The following is a 24,739-nucleotide window of genomic DNA, read 5'->3' on the forward strand; positions in this document are numbered from 1 at the left end:
TAAAAGAAAACTAAAAAAGGGATTGTGACATAAGTACTTTTACCAAGTTCAAATACGAACGGCGCGGTACGCAAATGGGTTCCAGTGTCCGGTATAACCGAACTCTGGAACCCTATTTGCGCTCGCGGGGGCGTGAAAACGAAGTCATAAATGACTTCTGTCACGCTCCCTTTTTAGATTTTCCTTGAAAAGTAATGATCCAACTTTGCCTCAGGGTAGAAGCCCGTTACCTTTTCTTTAGCAACGCCATCCCGAAAAAGGATTAGGGTTGGGATGCTCATTACTTTGTACTTGGCAGCCATTTTTTTATTATCATCAACATTTAATTTCAAAAATTTAATTTTACCGGCATACTTTTTTTCAAGATTTTCCAATGCCGGAGCCATCATCTTGCAGGGCCCACACCACGGAGCCCAGAAGTCAACCACCACTACTGGAGCAGAGCTAGTTAACTCAGCAAAAGTCTGGTCAGTCACAACTGTTGCCATTGCTATTTTTCCTTTCGTTTTGGTTGACGGAGATAGTGAATGATCATCGTAGCGACAAAGACAATGAGGACAAACGCCCCAAAGTAGCCAGATGGTATTTCGATGTCGATTGCCGGAATGGTTAAGAAGAGCTTAATTGCAATAATGAAAATTAAGACATACGCCATTGGTTCCAGTTCTGGAATCTTGCGCATTAACTTCATAATAACTTCGGCAACACCACGCATACATGCAATCCCAATAATACCACCGATTAAGACGATTACTGGATTATTTGAAATTGACAAAGATGCTAATACGGAGTCAATTGAGAAAATAATATCCATCATTTCAATCTGTGCAACTACCGACCAAAATAGTTTTCTTCCCGTCAATTTTCCGCCTAAACGATGAATTAACGGCTTTTTCTCTTTCTTTTGCTTATGAGAAAACTTGGCACTAAAGAATCGGTACACTAAGTACATTAGGTAAACAGAACCAAGAACCTTAATTTCCCAAAAGTGGATCAAGTAGGTTCCTAACCCAATAACCAGAAACCGGAAAATGTACGAACCCCAAATTCCGTAGAAAAGCGATTCTTCCTGTTCCTTTAGCGTTGGCAAGACTCGTGTTTGGGCCGCCAACACAATCGCGTTATCGACCGAAAGCAAACACTCAATTAATACTAAGGAAAGGATAATCAACCAATCCTGTCCCGAAGTAATTACCATTGCCCAATTATGACCATCAAAGAATGGACCATAAAGCTTTTCTAAAAGTGACAATCAATGTCCTCCTTTAAATTCTCTATTCTAAATGGTATTTTACCAGATCTTGACTAAAATAGTCAGGAAGAGGAGCGGTAATTGTAATTTTTTGATTACTAAACGGTACCACTAACCGTTGTTTGTACCCGTGTAAGTGCATTTTCGCTAACGAGGAAGGATTATAAATCGGATCTCCCACAATCGGATGACCGCTATATTCAAGGTGAACTCTTAATTGATGCGTTCTTCCCGTTCCCAATTTCAAATCAACCAGCGAGTACTTTGAGTTACTCTTAACCGTTTGATAAAAAGTTTGTGCCCGCTGTGAACGCTCGCCATTAACCTTTCTTTTCCGAATATCACTCGGGTCCTTTCCAATTGGCCAGTCCCACTCACCACTACCTTTGATTTGCCCTTCAACTAATGCTAGATACTCCCGATGAATCTTTCCTTGACTAATTAATCGGTCTAAGATTGGCACCACAACTGGATTTTTCGCCACAATTACTGCTCCGCTAGTTTGCAGATCAATTCGGTGAACCATGTATGCTTGATGGTGTAAATATCCAGCAACATCGTTCATTAGTGTTCCAGTTTCTCCCGTTTCATTAGGGTGGCTCTTTTGGCCCCGTGGTTTATTAGCAACTAGTAAATCACGATTTTCATACAGGACAGCCAACTTGGGATTGCTTGTTGGAATGTACTGATTATTACCCGGATGACGGAACTCATCACCTCTAAATTGCAACATTACCTGATCTCCAGGGTGAACTTCCGTATTCATTGGATGGTACTTGCCATTTACCAACACTTGACGACGACTACGCAGATAGTGAACAAAGCGGTTTGGAAGGAGCCATTGTCGCTGTAACAGTTCACGAATGGAAATCACTGACTGATTAGCGGTTAACTGTTCCCGGATTTGCCATTGATAGTTAGTCATTACTTAACCTCCCGAACAGTTAATTGGTCAGGGACGTGGTAAACTTTGGGTTTATCCCAACTGAGCATTTCTGGAGTTAGTTGCAATTTTGTAATATCGCCGCGGTGGTATGGTTGAAAGTAATAACTGCGACTCTCAGCGACTGTCACTGCGCGGTACACGGAATAGGTGTTCTGGTGACGAGTATTTTGCGGCACCGTGACGCTATCTAAGAGGTGCCACTCACTGATCACTCCATGCTTTTCATCTTGTGGAACATCAGATCGTTCTCTTAAGTAAGCTGCCCGAACGAACCTCGCACTTGGCGAATAATAACCTGGCGGATTGGTCTTTCCTGAAAGACGGCCAGTCGTTACGCGCGGTGTATTAAGCGGAACACGATGTTCGTTAAACTCAGGAGTAAACTCAACATACTTTTCCATTTGGTGAAGCTGCTTTTCAAAATCAGGACTGTTAGTTACTACGCCTAAGGGATTTTCAATTACTCTTAACGGGTTCTGGGTTGGCTCAATCACAACAATTCTTCCCGTTCGATCAGCAACCGCAAAATGAAGTTCTGGATTACCATACTTGGTATCACTATTCTTTTCACTCATTAATTCAACTTCATCGAGATGCTCCTCAATTTCAGCAACGGTCCGAAAGTTACCGAGAAGCCAAAAGATAAATTCATACGCTGCAAGCTGAACTTTTCCCTGATTATGCTCATCTACGTAGTGTGCCCCATTAGCAAATGTCAGCTTCTGCGCCATTAGTCCATGCTCATTAACCCCATCTGATACATCGATCCGGGTTGCAGAAAGACTCCCTCCGCCAACCATTGCATATTTATTTGTATAAATCCGATGATCGAATGCGGTAGCCCACTTAAATTGCCGAGGAACAAATAATGGCGAAACTGCCAAGTTCGTCCAATCCATTGTTCGCGCCAACAAGTGAGTGTGATCCAATGTTACCTGGTAAATACTGGTACACATGATCGTTTACCTCCCATTTTTTATCTTAAGTTTATCTGATTTCCCGGGAAATAGTTATCATTTTGTTCTCAGACTGCTTTACTTTTCTCTGCTAAAATAGTTAAATAGGATTATAAGCGATTTACGCAAGGGGGATGAACGGCAATGTTAAGTACGGAGAGAATCAACGCTCATAGCTGGTGGATCAGTGTGTTTGAACCACTCCCCCATGAGCGACAGGATCTTATCCAAAAGTATGAGGTTACTAAGGAGCTACTTGACTATGCCATTGACCCCTATGAAAAAGCCCGGGTTGAAGTCGATCCAGATGCTGGAGTTACTTTACTGATCTTTGATGTCTATGTTCCAACTCACGAAGTAACTGCCCCACAGACCGCACCGATCGGTATTATGTTAACGAATAACAATCTGATCACATTTACAAATGCCAAGACTAACTTTGTTAACGAAATTATCGCTAACCAACTCAAACGTTTACAGAATCGTGATACCGTCGTTGAAAAATTAAATCTGGTTCTTGCCGTCCTGTATCGCTTGTCAACCGATTACTTTGGTCCGTTACGCCGGGTTGACCAAAAGCGGCAACAAATCCAGCGCTCGCTTCAAGGACGTACCGGACGAAAAGCCATTACTGAATTTATGGAAATTGAAACTGGGTTGGTCTACATGCTTACCTCATTAAAGGGAAATGTTTCACTACTGGAAGAATTCGAACACCGAATGAACCCGATCATGTCGACCCGGCAAAGGAATGACCTTGATGATGTCATTGTTGAAGCCCAGCAAGGATTGGAAATGGCACAGATGACTTCTGACGTTTCCGCTCGAGTTTCAAACGCTTACAGCAAGGTCCTGGATAGTGACCTAAACCAAACGATGAAGTTTCTAACAATCTATTCAATTCTTCTTTCCATCCCCACCATCGTCGCCGGCTTTTATGGTGAGAACGTTGCCCTACCACTAGCTAACAAGAGCTATTCCTGGATCATTACCATCGTAATTGCGATCCTCCTAATGGTCCTCTGCGCCGTCTTCCTAATTAGAAAGGATTGGTGGAAATAATAGAGCGTGAGCAGGCTAAGAAGGCCCGTAAGACAACAATTTCTCCCGACTGGATGCTGAAAGCATCCGGGAGGGAGTTTGTTGTCTATAGGGGCTTTCCTGCAAACGCGTTTTGACTCAGTTGAAGTAGAAGCTAGGAAGCGTGGACGAAGCACGTTATCACTATGGTTGTTATCTATAGGGTCTTCCCTGCGAACGCGTTTTGGCTCGGTGGCATTAGAAAAGCCTAAGTACATAAGCTTGAATGGCTGTGTACTTAGGCTTTGTTTTTTGTGTGGTTAGAGCTAGCGTTCTAGGCAACAAAGTAGAGATCTGCTCGCCAGGAACTTGCTAGAGCTAACAACTTAGGCAACAGAGTCAAAACGTGCTTTGCCCGAGTTTCCTAGAGCTAGCGACCTCCTTCCTAGGCGCAAGTCGCCTTCGTCAGGAGAAATCGCTAGCTTTCCGAAAACTCTTTGGGGCAAAGGCACTCTCCTAATAATTATCCCCTCTCTCGAACTGGAACTTGGAGTTTAGGAGGGATTGGTGGATGAGGCTGTTGAGGAGATCTTTGGTAGCGTCCATAGCGTGGGTAGCGGTCTTTTCATTCCGCTTGGTAAGGAAGTCGGTAACGGCATCTCCCTGTTTGGTCTTGGCAATCGCGGTAATCATATCAATTCGCTTAACGGCATAGCTTTGTGAAGCATCACGGAAAGCATTTACTTCGTTAATAAATTCGTGGTAACGGGGTTCAACGATTACCTCAAGCTGCTTTTGTAGCCAGTATGCACTGTCGTCAACCTTGTTGCCAGCGTGATCGTATGATGCCGGTGTTGCATTAATGTTCGTAAAGAATGGAACATATGGACTGTATGCAAAGAAGCCGAAGTTAATCCATTGAATTGCAGCACATTCTGCCGGAACATTATTCCGAATTTGTAAAATGCATGAGCTTTGATTCCGGTCTAAAGCAATTGAACGGAACTTCTTTTGATCTTTTTCATCACCAGAAGCGTATGAACCGGTTGGATCATATGGCGTACCATTGTAGTGTGATGACAAGAAGTATTCAACATCTTCAACAGCCAGCTTCTTCTCTGCCCGTTGGATGAACGGAATATCCAAACTGGTTGGTTCTTGTTCAACTGATGGGGTAAATAGTTTTTGACCGTACCATGAACGTGGGGTGTTGTAGTATTGGTCAGCTTCGTCATTAGTTCCGAAAATCTTGCGGAAGTTAAAGTTGCCAGGATATGGATTTAGATTATTATCTTGAACAAATTGTTGGAGTGTTGGGGCAAACATAAAGTTGTCTGGGTCTTCAAAGTTAACCTCTTCAATGCACATAATGTTAGGACAAATTGCATAAGCATCATCCGGAATTCGTTGAGCAACCCACTGGTGACCACCAGCAGTTTCAAAGTACCAAACTTCATTGTTATCACTAAATGCAATTCCGTTACTTTCACCGGTCCCGTAAGTTTCGATTAAGTGACCAAGGCGTTGGACACCTTCACGGGCACTCTTGATAAACGGCAGAACAAGGTAAACCATTGAGTCTTCGTCGACACCCTTCTCAACAAGCGGGTCGTGACCTAGTACTCGCGGATTAGTCATTTCGGTTTCGGATGCACTCATCGCAACATTATATTCATTAATCCCTTGTTCATCCCACCGGCCGTTATTAATATCGCCATTTGTTGTGGCGGTAAAACGACAACCTTGACCATCCAAGTCAACTTCCAAGCCATTGTAGGTTGACTTAAAGTGTTCACCAGTATAGTCCTTAGCAGGGTATACCTGGAAAGTCTTTGGGTTAACACCGTCGTAATAATCTTCATTCCGTGCAATCATGGTTGAACCATCAATTGACGCGTTTTTACCAACTAACATTGCAGTACAACTGCTCATTTCCTTGACGCTCATTTTGTCCCGTCCTTTCGGTTGCGTTTACTAATATAATAACACTTTTAGCCTAATCGACTTGCTTGCTTTTTCAAGTCGTGGTAGGATAACAACACTATATGCCTATATAATACCGTAATATGGTCGGTGAGTCTCTACCCAAAGCCTTAAACTTTGGACTATAAGCAATAATACTAGTTTATGTGTAGAGACTGCGACAGTTGTTAGCAGTCTCTTTTTTTATTGGAGGATTAATCGTGGACGAAACAGGTTCAGTAAATAACACTCACCAACGAAAAGTTTTATTTTCGCCTAAAGATCTGGTACTTGGTTTTCAACACTTATTAGCAATGTATTCGGGAGATGTCCTTGTCCCGTTGCTAATTGGTAGTTACTTGCACTTTTCAACCATCCAGATGACTTACTTGGTCTCAATCGACATTTTCATGTGTGGTATTGCAACGCTCCTTCAATTAAAGCGGACGCCGCTAACCGGGATTGGTCTTCCCGTTGTTCTGGGCTGTGCTGTTCAATCAGTAACCCCGCTGGAATCAATTGGGAGTAAGCTGGGAATCACTTATATGTACGGAGCAATCATTGCTGCCGGAATCTTTGTTTTTCTGATTGCTGGAGTCTTTTCCCGACTAAAGAAACTTTTTCCACCCGTTGTTACTGGTTCGTTAATCACCATCATTGGTTTTACCCTGGTTCCGGTCGGTTTCCAGGATCTTGGTGGAGGAACACCAACTGCTCACTCATTTGGTGATCCCAAAAGCCTCTTAATCGGTTTCGTCACGATTGCGGTAATCCTGCTTCTTAATGCCTGGGCAAAGGGCTTTTTAAAGTCAATCGCCATCCTGCTAGGGATCTCAATCGGGTCCTTTGTTGCTGGCGCAATGGGGATGGTTTCATTAAAGCCGGTTTCTGAAGCTGCCTGGCTTCACACCCCGCAACTATTTTTCTTTGGTGTCCCACACTTTAACGGGAGCGCCATGATTACAATGATCCTGGTCTCTTTGACAACGATGATTGAGTCTACCGGGGTTTTCTTTGCCCTAAGCGAAGTTACCGGACAAAAGCTTACAAGCGATGATATCAAGCGGGGTTACCGTGCTGAAGGAATTGCCGCAATTCTTGGTGGCCTCTTTAACACCTTCCCCTACTCAACCTTCTCCGAAAACGTTGGTGTTATTCGGATGTCTGGGGTTAAAACCCGTCGACCAGTGTACTACGCCGCCTTTATGCTGTTGCTTCTTGGATTGCTTCCCAAGGCCGGTGCACTTGCGACCGTTATTCCCGATCCGGTTCTTGGTGGTGCCATGATTGTTATGTTCGGGATCGTTGGGGTCCAAGGAATTCAAATCTTACATAAAGTCGACTTTACCGATAACGGAAATATCCTGGTTGCCTCGGTTTCTGTTGGTTTAGGGTTAGGTGTCACTATGTATCCACACATTTTTCAATTTTTACCAACCGAATTTCAGATTATGATGGGAAACGGTGTGGTTGTCGGTAGTGTTGCTGCTGTTGTTCTTAACCTACTCTTCAACGGTTACGGGAAGGAAAAACCGGCTAAAGATTAATCTCATTAAATTTTAATAATAGTATTGACAATTTAATTTGGTCACGCTAGAATAATTTCAACAATTATCGTTTCAGTAATTGCTTCGTTCGGTGTCAGAGAGCCGGTGGGGATGTGCGAACCGGTCAGGCGGAGTTAATGAATTATCGCGAGTTTAAGATTGCTCGGCCATACTCAGTGCCGTTACCACCTGATACGAGAGCGTATTAGATCAATACGTATGTGGGTGGTACCGCGGTTAATAAATCGTCCCGTTGATGAATCTTTTCATCAGCGGGATTTTTTATGCAAGCAGTTCATTAAGGAGGAGCAAAAAATGAAAAATTGTGGTGGCATTATCCGGTATCAACTTCATTTCAAATAAAAACCAATAAATAAATTTTATAAGGGAGATTTGAATTATGAAGTCAATTAAGTTTAGTGAAGCAGTTAGTATCCTACTAATTATGTTAGTTATTTTAGGGACAGCCGTTATTAAGTTTGGGCTCTCTCCACAAATTCCAGTCCTCTTCGTCATCGCCTTAATTATGCTTTGGGCAAAACTGCGGGGAGCTTCTTGGGACGACCTTCATAAGGGGATCCAAGACGGAATTAGTACAGCAATCATTCCTATTTTTATCTTTATCCTGATTGGGGCATTAATTGCCGTTTGGATTAAAGCTGGGATTATTCCATCAATTATGGTAATCGGCTTTAAGATTATCAGCGCACGGTGGTTCGTTCCTTCTACTTTCCTCGTCTGCTCACTAGTTGGGGTTTCAATCGGGAGTGGCTTTACAACTATTTCAACAATCGGGTTAGCACTTTTCGCTGTTGGTCACGCAATGGGAATTAACCCGGCTTTAGTTGCTGGTTCAATTATTTCTGGTGCGGTTTTTGGTGACAAGATGTCGCCACTATCTGATTCTACCAACCTGGCCTCCGCAATTGCCGGTAGTGACTTATTTGCCCACATTAAGAACATGATGTGGTCCACCATCCCATCTTTCATCGTTTCATTTATCCTCTTCTGGATTATCGGTCAAAGCGGTAGCGGGATGAACTCCAGTAAGATCGTTCACACTACTCAAGCATTAATGAACAACTTCAGTATTAGCTGGTGGGCCTTGCTACCAATCGCATTACTCTTTATCTGTGCTTGGCGTCACATTCCTGCTATTCCAACCTTGTTTATCAACATCATTGTGACCGTAATCATGATTTTTGTTCAGGATCCACATACATCCCTTAAATCATTAACTAATTTGATTAGTGAAGGATTCGTTGCTCATACTAATGATGCTTCAGTTAACGCCCTTCTTTCTCGTGGTGGAATTACCAGTATGATGGGAACGGTCTCCTTGATTATTGTGACCCTTTCTCTTGGGGGGATCTTAATGCAATTTAACGTTATCCAATCTGCAATGGATCCCCTTGTTAAGCACCTTAAGACTCCAGGGAGCTTAATTCTGACTACAATTCTTTCTGGAATTGGGGTGAACCTCTTCGTTGGTGAACAATACCTTTCAGTAATCCTTCCAGGACGAGCTTTTAAGACCGCCTTTAAGGATATGAAGCTCTCTCCATTAGCCCTTAGTCGGGTCCTTGAAGATGGTGGTAGTGTTATTAACTACCTGATTCCATGGGGAGTTGCCGGGATGTTTGCCGCTTCCACTCTTGGCGTACCGGTTCTCCACTTCTTGCCATTTGCATTCTTCAGTCTTTTCTCACCAGTCTTCTCCGTTATTAGCGGATTTACTGGGATTGGCTTGAAGCGCGCTAAAAATTAAATTACAAAAGAAAAGACCGGAAAGACAAAATGTTTTTCCGGTCTCTTACTATTACCGTTAATTTCCAGCTTCCCCTTAGCAACAAACTTGGAAAAGCGAGCCAATGTTTTGCTTAACCTGGCGGGCAGTATCTGAGTGGTTCATCGTGTAAAGGTGGATCCCGGACACGTCATTGGTCACTAGATCTACAATTTGATCAATTGCATAGGTGATTCCAGCTTGTTTCAGTGCTTGGGGATGGTTATGATATTTTGCCAGGATATCCTTAAATTTCTCTGGAACTGTCACCGCGCTAGTTTGTAAAATTCGGTTAGCTTGTCGTTCATTAACGATTGGCATAATTCCCGCAATAATTGGTACATCAATTCCGCCAATAGCACACAATTCACGGAACCGATAATAACTGTGATTATCCAAGAAAAGCTGGGTAATTATTTGGTCACATCCCGCTTCAACCTTTAGTTTTAAATGCTGAATTTCATCTACCATACTCAGTGACTCGGGATGTTTCTCCGGGTAGCAAGCTCCGGTAATTTGGAAGTCAGGATAGTTTTGTTTGATATAAGCAATCAAATCACTAGCATGAGCAAAGTCAGTTTTCTTTTCCAAATTTGGTCGTTCATCGCCTCGCAACACCAGTACCCGATCGACATGACATACTCGCAATTGCTCCAGGATCCGATCAACGTCTTCCCGGCTGAGATACCAAGCAGGAAGATGGGCCATTGCTGGTACCTGACAATCGTTCTCAACGTAATCAGCTACCCTAACTGTTTCATGAGCAAGCTGTTTTGTATTGCTGTTACAAGTGACACTGATAAAATCCGGGGAAAGATCACGCAAAGATGTTAGTACCTGGTTAAGATGATTGATCCCCACCGTCGAATTAGGCGGAAAAACTTCATACGATAAAGTTGTCATTTAATCACCCTCTCCTAACTGACGACGAACTTCATGAGTTGCTTCAATTACATTGGCTAAACTAGCCCTTGTTTCCTCAACACCACGGGTTTTTAGACCACAGTCTGGATTAATCCAGACCTTTGGAGCAGCAATCTTAGCAAGGATCCGGTTGATTGTTGCCTTCACCTCGTCAACGGATGGAATTCGTGGTGAGTGAATATCATAAACTCCAGGTCCCACTTCCGTTTCAAAATGTTGTTTCTTCAGTGTATCCAAGATTTCCAAATTAGAACGTGAAGCTTCAAAGGAAATAACGTCGGCATCCATCGCATCAATTGCCGGAACAATATTGGAAAACTCGCTGTAACACATATGGGTATGAATCTGGGTTTCTGGTTTGACCTTGCTATGGACTAAGCGGAAAGCTGGAATGGCCCAGTTCAAGTATTCAGAATACCAATCAGATTTCCTCAGCGGCAGTTTTTCTCTCAAGGCCGCTTCATCAATCTGAATGATCTTAATCCCGTTAGCTTCTAGGTCAAGGACTTCCTTTTGGATAGCCAAAGCTAACTGAAGAGTTGATTCCTTTAAGCTAATATCTTCACGGGGGAATGACCAGTTCAGGATGGTTACCGGTCCTGTCAGCATCCCCTTAACCAGCTTTTTGGTTTGGCTTTGAGCGTACTTGGACCACTTAATGGTAATTGGCTGTTGTCGTTTAACATCACCCCCAAATAATTGGCGGCTTAACACAGCGGGTCCCGTATGATTGAACCCATGCATTCTTGGAGAAGATATATCCCGAAAGGTGCTGGCCGAAGTATTCAACCATATCGTTCCGTTCAAATTCCCCGTGTACCAGGACATCCAATCCAATCTTCTCTTGCCACTTCAGCCAATCATCAATTTTCTCCTTAATAAAGTCGTCATATTGTTGTTGATCAATTTCATGGCGACGGAACTGACGACGAGTCTGCCGAACTTCCTTAGTTTGTGGGAAGGAGCCGATCGTTGTGGTTGGTAAAAGTGGTAGGTGAAATTCTGCTTTCTGGATCTTTTCTCGTACCTGACGAGCTGGTTGACGAACAAAGTCTTCATCCTTCAGGTTTGCAATTTGCTTATGTAATTCAGCGTCTTCCTGAACCCGTTGCTTAGCAAATAATTTCTGATTAGCACGGAGCTTTTCTTTAGCAGAACCTTCGTAGATTGCTGCAAGCTCTTTAAGCTCAGCTAACTTTTCTACAGCAAATGCAAAGTGCTCTTTAACAGCTGGCTCAAAGTTTTCATTTTCAACTGTAATTGGCACATGGAGTAACGAGCAAGAGGTGCTAACTATAAGATTTTTCACTCCAGCTTTCTTGAGTTGCGTCAAACTCTTATCATAATGGTTCCGCCAAATATTTTTTCCGTTGATGATTCCTGCAAAAAGGGTCTTATCTTCTGGAAAATGATGACTAACTAATTGAAGTGTCTGCTTTCCTTCAACAAAGTCAAGGCCAAGGCCGTCAAACGGTAATTCGATCAAGTCGTCATAAATATCCCGAACGTCACCAAAGTAAGTCTGCAGGAGAACCTTTAATTTCCCTTTAGCGTTCAATAGTGGCTGGTAGAGTTCATTAAATAATTGACGATCTTCAGCAGTTAAATCCTTAACGAGGGCCGGCTCATCAAGTTGAATCCATTGCGCCCCACTGTCTGCAAGTCGATCAAAAACTGCTTTATAGGCAGTTACAGCGTCATTAATAAAGTCACGAGCAGTCACATTTTGATATTCACTTAGCTTCAGTAATGTAAAAGGACCAATTAATACGGGTCGGGTAATGATCCCTAATCCTTTTGCTTCTTCAAACTCAGCAAAAATTTTATTTCCAGTTAGCTTAAAGTGGGTGTCCTGATTAAGCTGCGGAACGAGGTAGTGGTAATTAGTGTTAAACCACTTCTTCATTGGCCAAGCTAAAACATTTCCCTCTTTGCCCTGGTAGCCTCGTGCTAAGGCAAAATACTTATCTAGTTCCGAAAGCGGCAAATCCTGAACTTTTTGGGGAACTAAATTAAAGAGGAAAGCAGCGTCCAAAGTTTGGTCGTAATATGAAAAGTCATTGCTCGGGATTGCATCAATTCCCGCCTGCTGAAGAAGTTCCCAGTTATTTTTCCTTAGTTTCTTTGCCGTTGTCCGTAGCTCTTCTTGACTAATTTTATTCTTAAAGTATTTTTCAGTAGCAAATTTCAATTCACGCTTCTCACCTATCCGGGGGAAGCCAATAATCGTAGTTGTTGTCATCGTTCGTTCATCTCTTTCGCCTTTTTATTTGTCTAATAATCTACCATGGATTCTCGCTATTGAATAACTGTTAAATATTTGAACTGGATATAGGCAAAGACTATAATGCAAATAAAAAGGGATCAGACCAATGAGAATTAAACAATTAGAATATTTAGAAGCCGTGATTGAAACTGGCTCAATTAACGAAGCGGCTAAACGACTTTACCTTACCCAACCCAGTCTCTCAAGTGCGATCAAGGATTTAGAAAAAGAAATGGGAATCACAATCTTTCAAAGAAGCAACTCAGGAGCCCGTTTAACTGCTGATGGGCGCGAATTCATGAATTATGCCAAACAAATTCTGGACCAAGTTCGTCTACTTGATGACCGCTTCAAACATCAGCAAGCGCTTCACCAGTCCTTCGCTGTTTCCGCACAACACTATGCTTTCGTTGTTAATGCCTTTGTAGAATTAATCAAGGAAATCAATTCACCAACTTATAAGTTCACTCTCCGTGAGACGGAAACCGAAAATATTTTTAATGATCTACGAACTTTTAAGAGTGAGTTAGGTATACTCTATATCAATAATTTTAACCGGCGAATTATCAATAAATTGTTAACGGAAAACGGCCTCAAATTCACGCCACTCTTTGTTGCTAAGCCACACGTCTTTTTAAGCCGTTATAATCCACTTGCAAAACGACACTCAATCAGCCTTGATGATCTGACCGAGCTTCCCTACCTCTCTTTTGAGCAAGGTGAAAATAATTCCTTTTACTTTTCCGAGGAGATTCAGTCAACTTTGAGTCATAAAAAGGAGATTAAGGTTAGTGACCGGGCAACCATTTTCAACTTAATGGTCGGGTTAAATGGCTACACCATCAGTTCAGGAATCATTAGCAGCAAGCTTAATGATGACAAGATTGTCGCTATTCCCTTGGAGCTTGACGATCTCATAACAATCGGGACTGCTCAACATCAGCATACTGTGCCAAGCCAGTTAAGTCTGAAATTTATTCAGTTGCTTAAAAATCATATTCGTGATTACGGGTTTAAGATTATTGGGGAGAATGACGACAAGGCGTGAACCGTTTAATTACGGTCCACGCCTCTTTTATGCTTAAATGATGTTTCTCGGCGGTAGCGCCAAAACGCGTTCAGCCTAAGCTCCCTCAAGATAACGACCTCTCTCCGCAGTAGCTGACTGAACTTTATATTCATAAAGTTCTAGTCATCCTTGCGAGGGTTCACAAACGAAAACAAGTTTTCTGGTTCACTCCTTCGCCAGGAACTTGCTAGAGCTAACAACCTCCCTCCCAGATGCTTTCAGCATCCAGTCGGGAAAAATTGTTAGCTTTCCGCAAGTCCTTTGCTGGCTCGCACTCTAACCCATTTTATAATAGAATAAAGGTGAGCGCTTCCTTTATAAGGAGGAATTTTCTATGCCTAAAGCTAAGACACTTCAGCTAAAATGGTTAGCTTTAGCAAGTTTATTAAATAGTACAGGTGCAGCATTTCTTTGGCCGTTAACAACAGTCTTTATCAATAAGCACCTCGGAGAATCATTAACCGTTGCCGGAATTGTTCTTTTCATCATGTCCATCACTATGATAGTGGGAAACTATATCGGTGGTTATTTATTTGATCGGTGGAATGCGTATTTTACTAGCGTTTGGGGCGCTATTATCGCTACCGTTGCAATTGTTTTAATGATTTTTTGTCATAATTGGCCTGCTTTCCCAACTTTAATCTGTTTTGTTAGTTTTGGAGACGGGATCTGTGCCTCCGTTATTAATTCATATGGCAACTTTATTCCAAGTAAAGATGCCCGTTTTGTTTATAACATGGTATATCTCGCATTTAATGTTGGGGTTGTTTTAGGAACATTACTGGTAGGAATCTTATATCCGATCAGTACTAAGCTAACATTTGTTGTTGCTTCCTGTTTTTACATTATCTTCCTATTAACTGTCCTCTTTTGCTTTAATGTCCCTCTTCATAGACAAATAAAGAAAAAGCAGAATACAAATTCCCAGGAAAATAGTAGTCACCGATCCCTTAGAGAAGTTATTATCTATGCAATTTTCGTTCATCTAATCATGATCTACTTAGCGTATGCACTTTGGGAAAGTATCATGTCCGTTCATATAACCAATCTGGGGATTCCATTTGTAGCATATAGTCTGCTTTGGACTTTGAATGGAGCAATTATTATCGTAGGTCAACCAATCATTAGTTATTTTGCTCCCTACATTAAATTACATGTCCAAATTTATATTGGTTTACTTCTTTTCACTTTTTCTTTCCTTTTTCTACCATTTATTCATACATTACTGGGCTTCACCCTTGATTTTATTGTTTTAACTATTGGCGATATGCTTAGTATCCCAGGAATCCCAGCATGGATCTCTGAGATAACGTCGATTAGTAAATCTGGCAAATATCAAAGTCTCATTAGCAGTACCGTTTCTATCGGTCGGGCAATTGGTCCCCTTCTTGGGGGAATCATCATTGAGGCCTATTCATATAACGTCCTATTTATTACTGCTTTTCTATTAATGTTAGTTACCTTTATACCAATTGTGATTACTAATCATCTCTACCTCAAATTTAAATAACCCTATTAATATATAAGAAGAGCAATGACCAAGTGTCCGTCTTGATCATTGCTCTTCTTATTGTCCGTTTATTTCATTGCTATTGTGTAGTAATTTAACATTACTTCAAATATTTTTCTGGATCACTCAAGAGTTCATCAATAGATACTTTCTGTCCTTCCTCACTGCTGTCCGCTTCAGTGAGATTTAACTCGAGCTCCTTTGACGAAACCTCATTGTCACCAATAACAGCAAAGTACTTACTGTTTCGCCGGCTTGCTTCCTTAATTTGAGTACCAACTTTCAGGCCTTGATAATCCTTATCGACTTTGATTCCCATATTACGAAGCGGTTCCATTAATTCAAAGGCAAATTCATCTGCCTCCTCGCCAACAGTGGCAAAGAATAAATCCAGGCCCGGCTGTGGAACGAAACTCTTATTTTCTTGTCTCAATAGAAGAAGTAATCGTTCAACCCCAATACCATAACCAATACCGCCCTCATCGGGACCACCAATTTGCGAAATCAATCCATTGTAGCGACCACCACCACAAATTGTCGTGTACCCACCGCCAAATACTGGCGAGTTGGACATAATTTCAAAAATGGTGTGAGTATAATAATCCAATCCCCGAACCATTTCATTATCAACTACATAGTCAACATTAAATTTATCAAGGATCCTCTTTACTGAATCAAAGTACTTGGCAGAGTAATCACTCAATGAATCCAGAATTGAAGGGGCATTCGCAACAATCTTTTTATCGGTCTCATCCTTACTATCAAGGACACGTAATGGGTTCTTATATAAACGTTCCTTAGAGTCATCACTAAGTTCATCATAATGTGGCTTTAAGTAGTCAATCAAAGCTTGGCGGTAGTTATCACGGGTTTCTTTATCACCAAGTGTATTGATGGCAACCCGTAACCCTGAAATTCCAAGCCGCTTAAAGAACATTAATGCTTCAAGAATAACTTCCGCATCAATTTGTGGGGACTCGCTATTTAAGGCTTCACAACCAATTTGGGTAAATTGACGTTGGCGTCCTGACTCTGGTCGTTCATAACGGAACATTGGCCCCATGTAATAAACCTTATATGGCTTAGCATATTCAGGGCCAAATAACTTGTTCTGTACATAAGCCCGAACAACTCCAGCAGTTCCTTCTGGTCGTAAAGCAATGTGACGATCACCCTTATCGTGAAAGTCATACATTTGCTTTTCAACAATATCAGAGGTGTCACCGACATTCCGCGCAAAGACGTTATAGTCTTCAAACATCGGTGTTCGAATTTCTGAATAACCAAATTCCGCGAATGTATTCCGTGCAATATTTTCAACTTTTTGCCATAGTTCACTTTCACCAGGCAAGATATCAACAGTACCACGTGGCCGTTGATAATTAACTTTAGCTTTTGCCATATTATAGAACCCACCTTTTCAAACAAAAAGGCTCCTCAGTAAGTCTAATGACTTATGAAGAGCCTTTATATACTACCTTAATTCACACTTACCATCAAGGTAAAGTGTTCCACCGGGTAAATGGTATAACCACCCGCCGGGGTAATAACGCTCCCCATCACGAAATATTTTTAGTATTCACATAAGCAAAATGTGAATTAAAGATGTTTCTCAAATCAATAAAAAGAATTAGTCGACTAATCTTTTTGAAGAACAAGCATTAAATTAATACTGCTCTTGAATTAAATGATAAACGATCATATGAATTTGTCAATATGCATTTATCACGTTTTACTTCCCAGCTTTTGGGTAAACTGGGTTAGCATCATCATATTCGTAATGACTAATATGTCCATCTTGCATCCAGCGTCGTAACCGATCAATTTCTTCAGCATGATCAGGATCAAGTAATTGAGGGAACTCACCGCGGATCGTATTATCATATCCTGCATGGTTAATTTCTCGTGGCTTAATATCCTGAATAAAATCAAATGCTCGACCACTAGTAATATCGTCTAATTGAAGGCTACTGGAATCAAGAAAATTAATCACTACTTTCCCGTGTGGAGTTCCTTTAATAAATTCTATACTCTTAACCTCATCCTTTTTAAATGAAGTAATCTTACCATTAACATACCGATAAAAATTATGGATTGATGTCATCAATATTTCTTTACTGCCATGATTATCATTCACAATTACTTGTGACATCCGATCGTTTGTCTTTTCTATCGTTTGTTTAAATTCACTGGTAATGAGTGAAGCAGGAACTACTTTCTCAATCCGCTGAACACTTACGTTATAATTATCTGTCATAAATCAACACAACCTAACCGATAAAAGGAAGAGGGATATAATTGAATACCCTCTTCCTATCAAAAAGACTAGAAGACATTCTGGAAGGGAATTTAAAAACTGCTGTTAATAGATAGCTGACTAAAAAGACTTATACTGTTTACTATTAGTATTTAACAGCGCCATTAGCAGTTAATGACTTGTAACCCATCTTGTCGAGCCATTCTGGCATGGTTAAGTCTTCCATGATTTCCATATCCTTATCTGGTGTCAAGATAGAACCACCAGGAATGGAATCAACTGGCATTGAAACATAAGGAGCAACCGTAATTGCGTTACCGATTTGTCCTGGTTCCATCATTGTGTGAGCAAAGCCGATCCATGAACTCTTGAATGAAGTATTAGCATCTTGACCACACTCTGCAATTGACTTAGCGATTGCCTTCCGACGACCCTTAAGGTATTCAATTAGTTCGTCTTCGTTAGGAGTTTCCCAAACACCAGCATCTTCAATAAACATACTGGAGTCCTTTGAAGGATCCTTAGCAAAGGAAAGAGCAATTGCTGACCATACACCATATCCTTGACCAGGCTTCATGTCTGAATCATTCATTGGCCGTTCTGCAGTAACACCCTTGTTAGCACAAACAATGAATGAACCTGGAGCTGGGTAGTGACGACGATCATCGTTTACACCAAAGTATTCAACTAAAGCATCTTGTAATGGCTTAGCATCGTAAATTGGTAATTCACTGCCATCCCATTGCTTTTCAGTAAAGAGGGGTTCAGCTTTATCAACTTCAGGGTTTCTCAACAGGTCATAACCAATACAATGACCCTGAGGACCAGTAAATGATGAAGCAGTAGTCATGTTAATTTGACCAATGTAAGCATTCTTAGTTTCGGCACGGTCGTATGAAACAATACCATCTAAGACATCATCATCAGTCTTGTCACGGACACCAGCATCAACTTTCAAACCAGTTACATAACCGTTACCAAGGTTTCCTGGTTCCATGTAACCACGACTCCATTGCTTGTATGGACTAATAGCAATACGGTCAACGCCAAGCTTATTAAGTTTCGTATCTAATTCGGACATAATTAGACCTCCATTAATTAAAACAAAAGTTACAACAATAGCAACGAACGAAAGCGCTTCCTATTCCTTACAAGCCTCAGTATATATATATATATGTCAATAGGAAACGGGAAATTTGTTGAAAAAATTGCAATTTTTAAAATAATTAACCTCGAAATTTAAAAGAAAAAAGGCGCCAAAATTTTAATTTTGACGCCTTTTACAGCCATATTATTGTTTTCTATTTTTTAAATTAAGCACACAAATTTAATCTTTAAGAGTTAGTGAACCAGATCGTAGACCCCATAAATAGCTACCACTAAAATAACTATTGCAAAAATCAATTCACCCTTAGTAAAGATTTTCTTACCATGTTGGTGACGAGCCCACATATACAGTGGAATACCAACAGCGTAGAAAATAAATGAAATCAAAGTATATTTAATATTGGCAGAATATGCCATAAAAATAATGTACAGGAATGCTAGGATCCCAATTGCCATCCCTGCACCACGATGGTGTTTTGTATTTGTAGGAAAGTCACCGTTTTCCTTACGACTAATCTTAATTAAGTACATTGAAGATAACAAGTAAGGTGGAACGGTCATAACCCCAACAATTGTCAACAGCATTTGATATGCACTTTCATCAAAGTGCGCAATTAAAATAATAATTTCAATTAATACAGTCGCAATGATAATTGAAAATACTGGTTCTCCCTTCTTCGAAACCTTAGCGAAAGCCCGTGGGAAAGAACCATCTTCTGCTGCTGCATGTTGTGGCAATTCAGCCAACATTTGAATCCAGGAAATCCAACTTGAGAAGACAGCAACTAACAATGCAATTGCAATTACGTCACGACCAATATTATTATGCCAGATATTAGTCAAAATGTAGGCAGTTGAAGGAGAGGTCATCTTTGCTAATTGACCATATGAATAGGCACCTAATGATAGCATCCCGACAAGTGCATACATCACTAAACAAATAACGAAACCAATAACGGTCGCAGGAGCAACCTGCTTAACATTCTTGGCCTTACCAGACATAACGACGGCCCCTTCAATTCCTCCAAAGAGCCACAGGGTTACCATCATTGTGTTCATTAACTGATGCATCACACTCCCCATTGGTTTATCACTAACGGATGGAACACTGTGAGTAGCGTTCATATTAGTGGTAAATGTATGGATATTAAAGTGAAATAGCACAGAAACAAGGAAAACGATAACAACTGCTAACATAATTGCAGTAGCAATCTTTTGAACACCACTTGATACCTCAACCCCACGGAGAACCAGAGCGGTTATTGCCCAGGTAATAATTGAAGCACCAATAACTGATGGCCAGTTATTACCACCTGTAAAGGTTCCCGGGAAGAAGTAATCTAAGGTACTCATAACCAAGACAGCATATGCAGCATTAGCAGCACACTCACAAACAAAGTATGCCCATGCACTAAAGAATCCGGTAAAAGAGCCGAAACCAACTTGAGCATATTTATAAAGACCGGCAGTTAAATCTGGTTTAACATCACTTAAAATAACAAACATTTCAGCAATGAACCAAATACCAATACCAGTAATAATCCAGGAGAGGAACTGAGCAGTAACCCCAGCTTCCATCGACATATTCTTTGGTAAGTCAAAAACTCCTGAACCGACCATTGCACTAACACAAAGTGCAATCAAACCAACAAGCCCCATCTTTTCAGCTTGTTTATTCCTATCGGCCATTTTGTACACATCCCTCACATCGTATTTGTAAGGAATAGGAATATGCACAATGTTCAAATTCAATATATCACTTGTATATTGATTGTTCAATAAAATATTAACCGCTATCATAAGTTAATAATAGTCTTAACAACCACGATCCTGCTCAAACATAATTATTCATTTTTCAAAAAGTATGCTACACTTGTTACTGTTATTTCATGGCGGTATTGGTGAAGTTTGGTTAACACACCGGTTTGTGGGTCCGGCACGCGTGGGTTCGAATCCCACATACCGCCCTTTAATAAAAAATGCTATTCAGGAAATTCCTGGGTAGCATTTTTTGTATTATAAATTTTCTCGACATTAGAGCCAAAACGCGCTCAGCCTAAGCTCCCTCAAGATAACGTTCTACTGTCACAGAGTCGCCAGGAACTTGCTAGAGCTAGTATTTCTCGGCAACAGAGTAGAAACGTGTTCGCCCTAACCTTCCTCGAGCTAACGACGTCCGACTCCGACGACAAAACGCCGTTCGTCGGAGAAATCGTTAGCCACCGGAAGGTCTTAACGAGCTCACACTCTAGCCTATCAGCACCTCCGTTACCAGAATTCCGCCACCGAAGATGAGGACAAAGGCGACGACTGGCCAGACGAAGCGAACCCAATGAGAGTACTTCATGTCAAGCATTTGCAGAGTTGCCATAACTAGTCCGGTTGGTGCAAGGAAGAGCATTGCGTATTGACCGAACTGGTAGGCGGTAACAACGATGTACCGTGGAATATGAACAGTATCGGCCAACGGTGCCATGATTGGCATGGCAAGAACTGCCAAGCCAGAGGAAGATGGCACAATAAAACCAAGGACGAAGAAGATCAGCATCATCATGATTATGAAAACAGATCCTGACATATGACGAACTAATTCTGAAGATTGGTAAAGGATCGTATCAGAAATATAACCATCATTCAAGATGTTGTTAATTCCCCGTGCTAATCCAATAATCAATGATACCCCAACTAAGCTGGCAGCACCGTTAGAGAATGCTTCGGTTGTTTGGTATTCACCAAGCCCATCCTTATGACCAAAGCATGTTAAGAACATGATAATTACCGCAATCAATAAGAATGATGATGCCATTTCTGGGAAGGCCCAGCCCTTAGCCATCACACCCCAAATCATAATGATAAATGAAGCGGCAAAGAGAATTAAAATAATCCGTTTCTTAATTGTAAATGTAAGATCCTTTTCTTCTGAAGAATCCATTGACCACATTTCATCAAACTTCTCCTTATCCTCATAAGTGTATGAGAATGATGGATCTTTTTGAACCTTCCGGGCATACCAATGGAGGTAGAAGAGCAGGCAAATAACAGCCACGGTAAAACCAACAATTCGCCCAGTCATCCCCTGGGTAAATTGAGTTCCGGCGGCATTAGAAGCAATAACAACCTGGAATGGGTTAATAATTGAGAAAGTTGTCCCGATTGACGAAGCCAGGAAGATGGCCCCAACAACGACAATTGAGTCATAGCCCATTGCAATAAATACCGGTGCTAAAATTGGGTAAAAAGCCACCGCTTCTTCCTCAATTCCACAAAGCGTTCCCCCAAATGCCAACAGAACGGCAACCATAAAGACAAGAATAAATTCTTTACCCTTTGACTTCTTCGTCAATGCTTCAAGCCCTGACTCAAAAGCCCCACTTGCCTTAACAACCCCAATAAGGCCACCAAGGACAAAGATAAAGATCATAATATCAACGGCCTGCATCGTCCCGTTAACCATGCTGGTAAAAATTGAATACAGACTCATTGGGTGTTGCTTAAGCCGCTTGTAGGTTCCCGGAACTGAAACCGGCTTACTAATTGCCCCAGATTTGAACTGATCGACATCAATTTTTACGTTGAGCTTCTTCAGTGTCGCCTGTGTTGCCGGATAAACCGTCTTCTTTCCACTTGGCGCTACAACTTGAAGATGATCATTGCTATACGAAAGTTTAGAATAACTCCCCGCTGGTACAAACCATGTTAAAAATACTGAAATGACCGTCAGAAAGAACAGAATTGTGAAGGCGCCAGGCATCTTCAGTTTCCATTTTTTCTTTGGCTGATTAGCAGTTGCATCCATAACCCTAAACTCCTCACTATAATAAAATAATTGCATTTACCACTACTACTCCCGTCCGTTATTCGGATAGTTGTATAATAGTAGTTAATATGATTAACAGTTATTAACTGATTAATCAGTTACAACCAAAATTTTAGTAAGCGCTTTCCGTGATCATCAAAAATAATCACAATTAATCATGAATAAAATTAAGGAATTCACATGTTAAAAAATCTCAATTTTTTACGTTACCGGAAATACCAACGAATTATCATCGCTGCCATTTGTGTTGCTCTCGCGTCTCAAATCGGTACCAGCGCTTTTACCACGGGGAATACAATTGCTCTTTCTGCGTTTCTTTTACCAGTCTTTCTCTACTTCAACCAGGACTTAAACCCGCTTCAATTAGGTCTGGCAATTGCCATTGCCTCCCCGGTTTTTCGGGGCTTTATTTTACTGGTCAGTAATGGCGCAACGGCATCGAATGCCCTCACCTATACTATCGCAGACATTATCTTTTTTACCTGCTACGTGTTCCTTTATTATTTAATTTATTGGCTCCGTAGTTTTCAAAATAATGTTGCCTTTTACTTTACGATTATTATCTGTGACTATTTTGCTAATATGACCGAGATTGCCTTTTTAAATCACTTCAGCGCGTTCTCCTTTAATACTCTTCAAGGACTATTTATTCTTGCCTTTGCTCGCTCGACATTAGCTTTCCTCATTGCTTTTCCCATTCGTTACTTTCAATTTTTGACGGTAAATAGCGAAAGCCACGAACGACAATATTATCACTTCATTTGGGTCGCATCAGCGGTTAAGAGTGAAGTTTACTTCATGAAAAAGACGATTAACGAGATTGAGCAGGTAACAAAGAACGCCTACCAACTTAACCAACGCTTAAAAGAGAAGGGACTTCCTGAGGAACAGGCAATGGCATATAAAATTGCTCAAAACGTCCATGAAATCAAACATTCCTACCAAAATCTCATTAAGGGACTGGGCGATTATTTTGATGATCAGAGTAACGCGCCAATGACAATGATGGACATTTTAAAAATCGTTGTTGACTATTCACAAATGATCATCCGTGAGAAACAAGCTCATATTAACCTCGTTGTTCAAAATCACGTTGACATTACGATCCCGCGTCATTTCTACTTAGTTACTATCCTGTCAAACCTCATCATCAACGGGATTGATGCGATCGGGACTAAGCGAAATGGGGAGCTGCTAATTAAAGTAACTGCTGATAGTCGGCACGTCTACTTTTCTGTCACCGACAATGGAAGTGGGATCCCGAAAAATCTTCTCCCACTGATCTTCAAACCAGGTTTTTCGACTAAGTTTGATCAATTTGGGGATATCTATCGGGGAATCGGCCTTTCAAACGTCAAGGCAATTGCAGAAGAACAATTTGCTGGAAAGATCACTGTTGATTCGACTTCAAATGTCGGGACAACGTTTTTCGTAACATTAGATCGGCAAAAGTTAATTAGTTAGGGGGAGCAAAAATGAAATTTTATATTGTAGATGACGACCAATCAATCCTCTATGTTCTGCAGAATATTATTGAACAAAATTTTAACGATGAAGTTGTCGGGATGACCAGTTCTTCAACTGGCGCATTGCAAGAATTGATGGTTAAGGACGTCGATATTGTCCTTGTCGATCTTTTAATGCCTGAATTATCAGGCGTTGACCTTGTCCGAAAAGTCAAAGATGTGAAACCAAATATTCGCTTTGTCATGATCTCCAAAGTTCAGAACAGCGAAATGCGTGCTGAAGCCTATAAAGCCGGAATTGAATTTTTCATTAATAAACCAATTAATTTAATCGAGGTTCAAGCAGTTCTCAAAAACGTTAAGCAAAGTCTTCAAATGGCGTCTCAGCTATCTTCGATTTCAAAGATGGTTAACAATTTCACTCCCCGATCGCAACCAAAATCAGTTAAAGCTCATCACCAAGCGACTGCTACCCTTAGCTATCTCGGGATGACCTCAGAAAAGGGAACTAGCGATATTCTTAAGATCGCTTCGTTAATGGAAGCGCAGAATGAGAATTACCGGAACCTTGACTTGGAACAATTGATGGACCTTTCTGAGCATGAACGGCGAATAATCGAGCAACGAATTCGCCGGGCAATTAAGGTTGGTTTGGCAAACATTGCTAACCGCTTGATTGATAACCCTTATGACGAGCAGCTATCCGATATTTCTAACCTGCTCTTTGGCTACGAAAGCGTCCATAGTGAAATGCTATATCAGCAAGGCAAACGCCCCTCTGGTGGGAGAATTTCTATTCAAAAATTCTTGGATGGACTTGTTAGTAAAGAGTAAAAGTAAAAAAGAGCTGGAAA

18 protein-coding genes, 1 tRNA gene, 1 pseudogene and 1 riboswitch are annotated in these 24,739 nt (G+C 41.1%); of the genes and pseudogenes, 8 read left to right on the forward strand and 12 right to left on the reverse strand.

The window, feature by feature from the left end; genetic code table 11:
• Positions 1–173: 173 nt before the first annotated feature.
• The 4 genes from trxA to HUK49_RS02440 are packed head-to-tail and all read right to left on the reverse strand — an operon-like array spanning position 174 to position 3,154.
• Positions 174–488: a thioredoxin gene (gene trxA / locus HUK49_RS02425; protein WP_191912519.1), complete on the reverse strand. Its 315-nt coding sequence runs from the start codon at positions 486–488 to the stop codon at positions 174–176.
• Positions 489–490: 2 nt separating this feature from the next.
• Complete coding sequence (locus tag HUK49_RS02430) at positions 491–1,252, reverse strand: DUF475 domain-containing protein (RefSeq protein ID WP_191912520.1); 762 nt, start codon at positions 1,250–1,252, stop codon at positions 491–493.
• Between the two features lie 22 nt (positions 1,253–1,274).
• Positions 1,275–2,177, reverse strand: coding sequence for an RluA family pseudouridine synthase (locus tag HUK49_RS02435; RefSeq protein ID WP_191912521.1), 903 nt, complete (start codon positions 2,175–2,177; stop codon positions 1,275–1,277).
• Positions 2,177–3,154: a choloylglycine hydrolase family protein gene (locus HUK49_RS02440; RefSeq protein ID WP_191912522.1), complete on the reverse strand. Its 978-nt coding sequence runs from the start codon at positions 3,152–3,154 to the stop codon at positions 2,177–2,179. The genes HUK49_RS02435 and HUK49_RS02440 overlap by 1 nt, the downstream gene beginning before the upstream one ends.
• Positions 3,155–3,298: 144 nt before the next feature.
• Between HUK49_RS02440 and HUK49_RS02445 the strand changes: the two genes are divergently transcribed.
• Positions 3,299–4,216 carry a magnesium transporter CorA family protein gene (locus HUK49_RS02445; RefSeq protein WP_191912523.1) on the forward strand — a complete coding sequence of 306 codons (918 nt, stop codon included), beginning with the start codon at positions 3,299–3,301 and terminating at the stop codon, positions 4,214–4,216.
• 474 nt (positions 4,217–4,690) lie between these two features.
• On the opposite strand, the gene HUK49_RS02450 is transcribed toward HUK49_RS02445, so the two are convergent.
• A complete protein-coding gene (locus tag HUK49_RS02450) occupies positions 4,691–6,121 on the reverse strand; it encodes a C69 family dipeptidase (RefSeq protein ID WP_191912524.1) in 1,431 nt (476 codons plus the stop codon).
• Positions 6,122–6,203: 82 nt separating this feature from the next.
• Positions 6,204–6,302: riboswitch (purine riboswitch) on the forward strand.
• Positions 6,303–6,357: 55 nt separating this feature from the next.
• Between HUK49_RS02450 and HUK49_RS02455 the strand changes: the two genes are divergently transcribed.
• Both HUK49_RS02455 and nhaC read left to right on the forward strand, forming a co-directional pair.
• Entirely contained in the window at positions 6,358–7,683 is a 1,326-nt protein-coding gene (locus tag HUK49_RS02455) for a nucleobase:cation symporter-2 family protein (protein ID WP_328797252.1), read from the forward strand.
• 400 nt (positions 7,684–8,083) lie between these two features.
• On the forward strand, positions 8,084–9,451 hold the full coding sequence (gene nhaC, locus HUK49_RS02460) for a Na+/H+ antiporter NhaC (protein ID WP_191912525.1): 1,368 nt from the start codon (positions 8,084–8,086) through the stop codon (positions 9,449–9,451).
• A gap of 75 nt (positions 9,452–9,526) precedes the next feature.
• Here nhaC and metF read toward each other — a convergent pair whose 3' ends face one another.
• Both metF and metE read right to left on the reverse strand, forming a co-directional pair.
• A complete protein-coding gene (gene metF / locus HUK49_RS02465) occupies positions 9,527–10,372 on the reverse strand; it encodes a methylenetetrahydrofolate reductase [NAD(P)H] (protein WP_191912526.1) in 846 nt (281 codons plus the stop codon).
• A pseudogene (gene metE / locus HUK49_RS02470) lies at positions 10,373–12,635 on the reverse strand (5-methyltetrahydropteroyltriglutamate--homocysteine S-methyltransferase).
• A gap of 130 nt (positions 12,636–12,765) precedes the next feature.
• On the opposite strand from metE, the gene HUK49_RS02475 reads away from it, so the two are divergent.
• Complete coding sequence (locus HUK49_RS02475; protein ID WP_191912527.1) at positions 12,766–13,707, forward strand: LysR family transcriptional regulator; 942 nt, start codon at positions 12,766–12,768, stop codon at positions 13,705–13,707.
• A gap of 355 nt (positions 13,708–14,062) precedes the next feature.
• Positions 14,063–15,238 (forward strand): MFS transporter, encoded by a 1,176-nt coding sequence (locus HUK49_RS02480; protein WP_191912528.1) that lies wholly within the window; start codon positions 14,063–14,065, stop codon positions 15,236–15,238.
• A gap of 100 nt (positions 15,239–15,338) precedes the next feature.
• Here HUK49_RS02480 and hisS read toward each other — a convergent pair whose 3' ends face one another.
• The 4 genes from hisS to hdcC form a co-directional block, all read right to left on the reverse strand.
• Positions 15,339–16,640 (reverse strand): histidine--tRNA ligase, encoded by a 1,302-nt coding sequence (gene hisS / locus HUK49_RS02485; protein ID WP_191912529.1) that lies wholly within the window; start codon positions 16,638–16,640, stop codon positions 15,339–15,341.
• A gap of 330 nt (positions 16,641–16,970) precedes the next feature.
• Positions 16,971–17,495: a histidine decarboxylase maturation protein HdcB gene (gene hdcB / locus HUK49_RS02490; protein ID WP_191912530.1), complete on the reverse strand. Its 525-nt coding sequence runs from the start codon at positions 17,493–17,495 to the stop codon at positions 16,971–16,973.
• 145 nt (positions 17,496–17,640) lie between these two features.
• A complete protein-coding gene (hdcA, locus tag HUK49_RS02495) occupies positions 17,641–18,576 on the reverse strand; it encodes a histidine decarboxylase, pyruvoyl type (protein WP_102168373.1) in 936 nt (311 codons plus the stop codon).
• A gap of 260 nt (positions 18,577–18,836) precedes the next feature.
• The gene (gene hdcC / locus HUK49_RS02500) at positions 18,837–20,291 is read right to left on the reverse strand and encodes a histidine-histamine antiporter (RefSeq protein ID WP_191912531.1); all 1,455 of its coding nucleotides are present in this window, start codon (positions 20,289–20,291) and stop codon (positions 18,837–18,839) included.
• Between the two features lie 203 nt (positions 20,292–20,494).
• On the opposite strand from hdcC, the gene HUK49_RS02505 reads away from it, so the two are divergent.
• Positions 20,495–20,569 (forward strand) — tRNA-His (locus HUK49_RS02505).
• A gap of 281 nt (positions 20,570–20,850) precedes the next feature.
• Here HUK49_RS02505 and HUK49_RS02510 read toward each other — a convergent pair.
• On the reverse strand, positions 20,851–22,398 hold the full coding sequence (locus HUK49_RS02510) for a YfcC family protein (protein ID WP_191912564.1): 1,548 nt from the start codon (positions 22,396–22,398) through the stop codon (positions 20,851–20,853).
• Between the two features lie 201 nt (positions 22,399–22,599).
• On the opposite strand from HUK49_RS02510, the gene HUK49_RS02515 reads away from it, so the two are divergent.
• A complete protein-coding gene (locus HUK49_RS02515) occupies positions 22,600–23,883 on the forward strand; it encodes an ATP-binding protein (RefSeq protein WP_191912532.1) in 1,284 nt (427 codons plus the stop codon).
• A gap of 11 nt (positions 23,884–23,894) precedes the next feature.
• Positions 23,895–24,719: a DNA-binding domain-containing protein gene (locus HUK49_RS02520; RefSeq protein WP_102168377.1), complete on the forward strand. Its 825-nt coding sequence runs from the start codon at positions 23,895–23,897 to the stop codon at positions 24,717–24,719.
• The last annotated feature ends 20 nt before the right edge of the window (positions 24,720–24,739 follow it).

The organism is Limosilactobacillus portuensis (assembly GCF_014838735.1).
Lineage (GTDB): Bacteria > Bacillota > Bacilli > Lactobacillales > Lactobacillaceae > Limosilactobacillus > Limosilactobacillus portuensis.

Coding starts and splice junctions, on each gene's coding strand:
- HUK49_RS02440 (WP_191912522.1), bottom strand. CDS start 3,154: ATGTGTACCAGTATTTACCAGGTAACATTGGATCACACTCACTTGTTG.
- HUK49_RS02450 (WP_191912524.1), bottom strand. CDS start 6,121: ATGAGCGTCAAGGAAATGAGCAGTTGTACTGCAATGTTAGTTGGTAAA.
- hdcC (WP_191912531.1), bottom strand. CDS start 20,291: ATGGCCGATAGGAATAAACAAGCTGAAAAGATGGGGCTTGTTGGTTTG.
- HUK49_RS02445 (WP_191912523.1), top strand. CDS start 3,299: ATGTTAAGTACGGAGAGAATCAACGCTCATAGCTGGTGGATCAGTGTG.
- HUK49_RS02520 (WP_102168377.1), top strand. CDS start 23,895: ATGAAATTTTATATTGTAGATGACGACCAATCAATCCTCTATGTTCTG.
- HUK49_RS02510 (WP_191912564.1), bottom strand. CDS start 22,398: ATGGATGCAACTGCTAATCAGCCAAAGAAAAAATGGAAACTGAAGATG.
- metF (WP_191912526.1), bottom strand. CDS start 10,372: ATGACAACTTTATCGTATGAAGTTTTTCCGCCTAATTCGACGGTGGGG.
- nhaC (WP_191912525.1), top strand. CDS start 8,084: ATGAAGTCAATTAAGTTTAGTGAAGCAGTTAGTATCCTACTAATTATG.
- HUK49_RS02475 (WP_191912527.1), top strand. CDS start 12,766: ATGAGAATTAAACAATTAGAATATTTAGAAGCCGTGATTGAAACTGGC.
- HUK49_RS02435 (WP_191912521.1), bottom strand. CDS start 2,177: ATGACTAACTATCAATGGCAAATCCGGGAACAGTTAACCGCTAATCAG.
- hisS (WP_191912529.1), bottom strand. CDS start 16,640: ATGGCAAAAGCTAAAGTTAATTATCAACGGCCACGTGGTACTGTTGAT.
- hdcA (WP_102168373.1), bottom strand. CDS start 18,576: ATGTCCGAATTAGATACGAAACTTAATAAGCTTGGCGTTGACCGTATT.
- HUK49_RS02480 (WP_191912528.1), top strand. CDS start 14,063: ATGCCTAAAGCTAAGACACTTCAGCTAAAATGGTTAGCTTTAGCAAGT.
- hdcB (WP_191912530.1), bottom strand. CDS start 17,495: ATGACAGATAATTATAACGTAAGTGTTCAGCGGATTGAGAAAGTAGTT.
- trxA (WP_191912519.1), bottom strand. CDS start 488: ATGGCAACAGTTGTGACTGACCAGACTTTTGCTGAGTTAACTAGCTCT.
- HUK49_RS02515 (WP_191912532.1), top strand. CDS start 22,600: ATGTTAAAAAATCTCAATTTTTTACGTTACCGGAAATACCAACGAATT.